This window comes from Paenibacillus sp. S29 (genome assembly GCF_049319765.1).
Taxonomy (GTDB): domain Bacteria; phylum Bacillota; class Bacilli; order Paenibacillales; family Paenibacillaceae; genus Paenibacillus; species Paenibacillus polymyxa_B.
This window is the reverse complement of record NZ_JBMOUI010000026.1, coordinates 21530-27560: the sequence shown is the minus strand read 5'-3', so window position 1 is coordinate 27560 and position 6031 is coordinate 21530. Positions and strand designations below refer to the sequence as shown.

At 46.1% G+C, this 6031-nt stretch carries 7 protein-coding genes; 3 read left to right on the top strand and 4 right to left on the bottom strand.

Annotation, left to right across the window (positions count from 1 at the left end; translation table 11 throughout):
• Positions 1-373 precede the first annotated feature (373 nt).
• Together ACL9RM_RS25695 and ACL9RM_RS25690 are read right to left on the bottom strand one after the other, a co-directional pair.
• Positions 374-727, bottom strand: a complete 354-nt coding sequence (locus ACL9RM_RS25695; RefSeq protein WP_069290787.1) for a YunG family protein — start codon at positions 725-727, stop codon at positions 374-376.
• Between the two features lie 57 nt (positions 728-784).
• A complete protein-coding gene (locus tag ACL9RM_RS25690; protein WP_069290786.1) occupies positions 785-1330 on the bottom strand; it encodes a histidine phosphatase family protein in 546 nt (181 codons plus the stop codon).
• Between the two features lie 141 nt (positions 1331-1471).
• On the opposite strand from ACL9RM_RS25690, the gene ACL9RM_RS25685 reads away from it, so the two are divergent.
• Positions 1472-2221, top strand: coding sequence for an MBL fold metallo-hydrolase (locus ACL9RM_RS25685; protein WP_414126669.1), 750 nt, complete (start codon positions 1472-1474; stop codon positions 2219-2221).
• 99 nt (positions 2222-2320) lie between these two features.
• Here ACL9RM_RS25685 and ACL9RM_RS25680 read toward each other — a convergent pair whose 3' ends face one another.
• Complete coding sequence (locus ACL9RM_RS25680) at positions 2321-2827, bottom strand: PTS sugar transporter subunit IIA (protein WP_235306879.1); 507 nt, start codon at positions 2825-2827, stop codon at positions 2321-2323.
• A 332-nt stretch (positions 2828-3159) separates the two neighbouring features.
• Between ACL9RM_RS25680 and ACL9RM_RS25675 the strand changes: the two genes are divergently transcribed.
• Positions 3160-3255: a putative holin-like toxin gene (locus ACL9RM_RS25675; RefSeq protein WP_414126668.1), complete on the top strand. Its 96-nt coding sequence runs from the start codon at positions 3160-3162 to the stop codon at positions 3253-3255.
• A gap of 130 nt (positions 3256-3385) precedes the next feature.
• Here ACL9RM_RS25675 and ACL9RM_RS25670 read toward each other — a convergent pair whose 3' ends face one another.
• Entirely contained in the window at positions 3386-3892 is a 507-nt protein-coding gene (locus ACL9RM_RS25670; RefSeq protein ID WP_028542596.1) for a YwhD family protein, read from the bottom strand.
• A 124-nt stretch (positions 3893-4016) separates the two neighbouring features.
• On the opposite strand from ACL9RM_RS25670, the gene ACL9RM_RS25665 reads away from it, so the two are divergent.
• Positions 4017-6029 (top strand): M1 family metallopeptidase, encoded by a 2013-nt coding sequence (locus tag ACL9RM_RS25665; protein ID WP_414126667.1) that lies wholly within the window; start codon positions 4017-4019, stop codon positions 6027-6029.
• Positions 6030-6031 lie beyond the last annotated feature (2 nt).

Below are 6031 nucleotides of genomic sequence, written 5' to 3'. Positions count from 1 at the left end.
TACAACCAGTGTCGACCACAACGAAAGTTAAATAAGCTGCCTCCGAAAGAGTATCGGAAGCAGCTTATAGCCTAGGGGCTTTTTTCAGTGTCTATAAAATGGGGTCTTGACCATCCAAGGTAACGGTCTATTGTTGGACCCTACTGCCGACTGCTCTTTAAGCAGTGGTTGTATACTGGAGTCGTGTTAGCGCACGACTCCTTTACTATTCTTACCTCAGTATAGCCCATTTTATAACGTAAATACAGCTTTTATCTTCAAGAATTTTACTGATTACTCAGCTCTTTAATGTATATTGGGCAACAAAAAGTACCTTCCATTGGATCAGGTTCAAAAATCACGTCTTTATGACTGCATCCAGATTTAAATCCCCTTATTCTTCTTCGTTTAGAAATTCCTTTAATCTCTGACTTAAGGCTGCATACTGCCCTGCATTGGTGTCCGAAAAAGCTTCCTCCCGGTTGGAGTATACATCCTGATACTGAGGAAGGCTTGAAAATTGCGACCTCGTAAAATCTATAATGTCCTCACCAATGCGGTTGTAATAGTGCCAGCCACTATCCAGCCATGTCCTCAAAATATCGCCGCCAAGCCTGTCCTGAACGACAAGCGCTGTGACACCACATTGTCCAGCCGCAGGATTATTTGCTGTCCATTTAGAACTAGACTCCAAAGACCAAGCTTGAAACAACGCCTTTTCTAATTCTAAAAAACGGTTTGCATTCAACATGCGCCTCCCCTTTCGATTCCATTCTGCACTTATGGTGAACGTGCTTTATTTATTTCAACCCGTATTCCACACTCTGTGAATCTTGGCTTCTGCTTCTTTCAGCTCTAGCAAATACACGTCGGGATTCGAAAGCTTTTTCCAGTCCTCAAACCCAAACTGCGGATCGTAATGTCGAATGAGAAGAGATAGTAAAGCTCCATGAGTTACAATGATAACCGTTTTTTCCGCCCGCTCTATAAGCTCCTGAACAAGCTGGATTCCTCGATCTACTGCTTCACGGGATGATTCCCCTCCCTCCAGCTTCAAGTCCTCGTCCAAATAGGTCTGTTCCAGCACGTCCAGCCAATGGTCCAAATGCTCATGGCTAAGTACCCGTTCTTGAAGACGTACATCAGTATACACCTGCAACTGTTTCCGTTCAGCCAAGGGCTGAATGGTTCGCACGGCCCGTTTCCACGGGCTGGACACAATATATTCCACACCTACGTTCTCCATAAAATCAACTAACTGCTCAGCTTGTCGGGTACCCTCATCGGTAAGACGGGCATCTGGTTCCTGTCCTGTTGCTTGGGCATGTCTGACAAAATAAATTTTCTTCACGTCATCACTCCTAACTGTCACACAAATTTAAAATTCTATGTATTTACAAATAATTATTTTTGTGATATAATATAGGTTTACATAATTATTTTTCATGATACGATTCCTTTGTGTTACATCAACTCTTATGGGAGGGATTCGATGCAATTAGACAAGGGAATACACATGCTCCAGGTTTCTGCTAACATTATGGGAAGTATAGAGAGTATTCACCCCACTTTAATGTGGGACGAAGATAACATGATTTTAGTTGATACGGTTTACCCCGGGCAACTCCCACTTTTGCATGAGGCTATTCTAGGCACCGGATTAGCAATCCATAAACTTACCTTCATATTAATAACACACCAAGATCTTGATCATATCGGCAGTTTAGCAGATATAATCCGGGCTTCTTCATCCCCAGTTCAAGTATTAGCCAGTTCTATCGAAAAGCCTTATATACAGGGAGAACAACAGCTTATAAAGCTGACTCCAGAAGCAATAGATCAAGCTGTAAGCGCCATGCCCGAATCCGTTCCGGTAGAGTGGAGACACGCATTCCGGCGTACACTTGAAAATCCCCCAAAGGCTATTGTAAACTCCACCATCGTTGCCGGAGAGGAACTGCCCTTCTGTGGGGGGATCGTAGTTATAGATACTGCTGGACATACGCCAGGACACCTAAGTTTCTATCATAAATCCAGTCAAACCCTGATTGCAGGAGATGCTCTACGCGTGGTAAGCGGCAAATTATTGGCTCCAGACCCGCAATACTGTTGTGATTTCAATATGGCCAAAGAATCTCTTAAAAACCTGCTGCCATATGATATTAAAAAAGTGATCTGCTTTCATGGAGGGCTGTACGAAGGCAATTGTAATCAGCGGATATCTGAAATATGTGAATCCTAGCTTTTGATCACATGGTCATACCCGATCCTTGACCAGTCAGTGAATCATTTAAAGAAAAGACTAACCAGGAATTCCTGGTTAGTCTTTTCTGAATGAGAACTAGGCCTTTAAGTGAACTCTTAATACGGGTACTTCTGAAGAGGCGGATGTACCTTCCAAGATTTCCACATGACTGATCATCTCTTGCCCGTCTGGAACGATTACCGGAGTAATTACAGGCAAGCCACCCTGTTGAATCGCGTCTAGATCAAACTCCATCAGTAATTGCCCTGCTTTAATGTTATCTCCTGTTTGAACGTGAGGGTTAAACCCTTGTCCTTTGAGGGAAACTGTATTAATCCCGACATGTATCAAAATTTGTACACCGGATTCATGCTCAATGATTAGAGCATGCTTACTTTTCTCCATCACGTGAACGACTTTACCCGCGAAAGGAGCAGTCACTTTACCTTCAGTCGGATGAATAGCGATACCTTCCCCCATAGCCTTCGTGGAGAACGCAGGATCTGGAACCTCTTCAAGGGAAACCACTTTTCCTTTGATTGGTGCTACCATGTCGAATTGTTCAATACGAGGAGCCGCCTTCTTTTTCAACCATTTAAACATAACGATGCCACCTTATTTAGAGATTACATTCATAAACAGTGAATGAGACTTAGCTACACATTTCAAGGAACCGGTTCCACAGAATAAATAAAAAGAAAAGTGGAAGCGATTTCTATCTGAATTATAGTGAATGCCTGTTCAGGATGTCAAGGCGCTACCGTCGTAAAATAACCCGGCTAAGATAATGTCTATCTTAGTCGGGTCATTTGTTACCACAATTACGCATTTAAGTATTTTCAATCTTAAAAGCGATTGTTTCATGGTATACTTTTCCAGTACAACATACGGCTAAAAGGGCGGTCGGCTAGTCTCCCCGAAGGGAGGTGATGCCCATGGAGGTTAAAGGCGCGATTTCCTTGATGTTCATGTTTGGCATGTTCATTCTGATTGCTTACCTACGTGAAAAAGAAATAGACCGCTCTGACTAAGGAATACGGTCTATATCCAGGTAACACAAAGCTTAAATAGAGGATCTAATTTGGTTGCTTCTCATAGGAAAAAAGCAGCCCACAGATGTGGCTGCTTTTTTACAATATTATTACTGCGTTAACTCTGGGCCTACCCTTCCAGCGCCTGCTTCAATTCCTCAGGCGAAGCGTCCCACCATTCCTCGTTATGCGAAATTAGCAGGCTTTTAAGCGCTGCTCTATCTTCGCTGCCGAGATCATCCAGCATGAAACGACGCTTGAGCGCGTAATCCATACGGTTGACGTGATCGGCGAGGATTTTCCAGCCGCGTTTGGCTTCGTCGTCAATCAGCATCTCGCAGGCGGTGGCACCGCCGTACATACGTCCTTCGGGCGTACGATCCACGGCTACCCATACGAGCCATACTTGGCGTCCGTTCGGTACATCCTCTTTATTCGTAGAGAACTTGATCCCGCGTTCTACTTTACTTTTGGCATGCATGGCACCGATATCAATTTTCGCCTCTCCTCGGTCAATGATAACCGGAGACATGCTGTTCAGGTCGATTGAGCCTGCGCCGAAACCCTTATGTTTACTCTTGCCACTGACAATGTTCAGTGCAATCTGTTTTTTGCCGTCCGGCTGATTTTCACTCATGCGTCACTAGACCTCCATTTTCCGTCTTCACACTCATTCTACACTATAAATATTTTAACTAATAATCTCCTGAAAGCAAACATATACATGCTGTAGATGCTTGTCAACGGGAGGTATCCATTGTATGACCCCAGCACGCACTAAAATCGTTTTATTGTCTACACTAGCCCTCGGTCTCCTCGCAGGGACGTTATGGTTTGCCTGGCAGCCCCAACTGCAATCCGACCCGCAGTCCATAGGCCAACCACTATACGGCTCCCTGTCTGAGTCTGCGCTTGCCCCAAATATGGGCAAGCCTCTAGGGGCAAACATCGTGCCTGACCTGCCCAAGAACCCTCCACAGGCCGCTACAGAAATCCTCAGCAAGAGGGTGGTAGAGTACCACATTGATGTGTCTCTGGAAAAAGGACAGGTTTTGCGAGGCACTGAGACACTGACCTGGAAGCATCCGGGCAAGAAAACCGTGAATGATCTGTATCTTCATCTATACCCGAATGCCTTTTCTTCCATGGAAACTACCTTTATGAAGGAATCCGGTGGAAAGCTGCGCGGAGACACCATGCCCAAAGACGGCTTTGGCTCCATGACGCTGACTGAACTAAAAACAGAAGACGGTTTATCTCTCATGCACCGCATCCAATATGTGCAGCCAGATGACGGTAACGCAGGCGACCGTTCGCTCGTGAAGGTGCGTCTACCCAAGCCGGTACGAGGTGGCGAAGAAATCACATTATATATGAAGTTTGAGGTAAAACTGCCCGCTATCTTCGCTCGTATGGGCGCGACAGATGATTTTGTAATGGCAGGACAGTGGTTCCCGAAGCTCAGCGTCTACGAGACTGCAGGACAACGTGGACGCGCCGAGGAGGGCTGGAACCTCCACCAGTATCATGGTAACTCCGAGTTTTATGCCGATTTTGGAATTTACAGCGTACGGATTCGGGTGCCTGAAACTCATATCGTAGCAGCGACCGGATTTCCCACCCGTGGTGCCGTCCGACAGAACGGCCAAAAAATATATCAATTTTATGCCGATGATGTACACGATTTTGCCTGGTCCGCTTCACCCAACTTTGTAACCGTAGAAGAACCCTTTTCTTCTGCTGAAGTCCCTGGTGTCAAAATCAAGCTCTACCTTGACCCGTCGCACAAGGAGCTCAAAGGGCGCTATATGAGCGCAGCGAAGGCCGCCCTTTCGTACTACAGCAAATGGTACGGGCCTTATCCATATTCCACCCTATCCATCGTGGTTCCACCCAAATCAGGCAATGGAGCCGGCGGTATGGAGTATCCGACACTCATCACGGCCGCTGCTGCGGGTAATCTGAATCCTGGCTATAGTCTGGAACGGACATTAGTTCATGAGATTGGACATCAATATTTCTACGGAATGGTAGCCAATAATGAATTTGAGGAGCCGTGGCTGGATGAAGGCTTCACCTCCTATGCAGAGGAGCGGCTTATGGAGCAAGAATATGGGCTTATCCCCAACCTGCCATTACAATCGGGACAGGTAGCCTCCCCACAGCCGCTAAACCGTGAGTCATGGAAGTACGGCTCAGCTGCTGAGTACGCGCAAAATGCCTACTCTCGAGGCAAGCTGGTCCTACGGGGCATTGAACGTCAGGTGGGTATAAAAAAAATGGATCGCATTATGCGGACCTACGTCCAGACGTACCGATTCAAGCATCCGTCCTCACTGGATTTTCAACGTATCGTGGAGAGAGTCACCGGACGCTCATGGAGCCACTATTTTGAACAGTATGTATATGACGGCCAGATGGCGGACTTTTCAGTGGATCACATCACAAACCACAAGCTGGAGAATGGATATGAAGCAGTCGTGACGGTCAGCAAAAAAGGGGCGGATTATCCCAAGATCCCTGTCCAATTTACCTTCAAGGATGGTACCACGATATTCAAGGCTTGGGACGGCGCGGGCAAAAGTACAAAGTTTCGGATCAAAAGTACTTATCCCGTTTCCCATGTAACCCTTGATCCCTTATATACCATTGCACTGGAGAACAAGCATATTAACAATAGCCTAAAAGCCGAATTGGACGAAAAGCAACAAACCCGTTGGAGTATAAGTGTAACCAAGCTGTTGGAGACACTGCTTGGAAGTCTGTCATGGTGAGG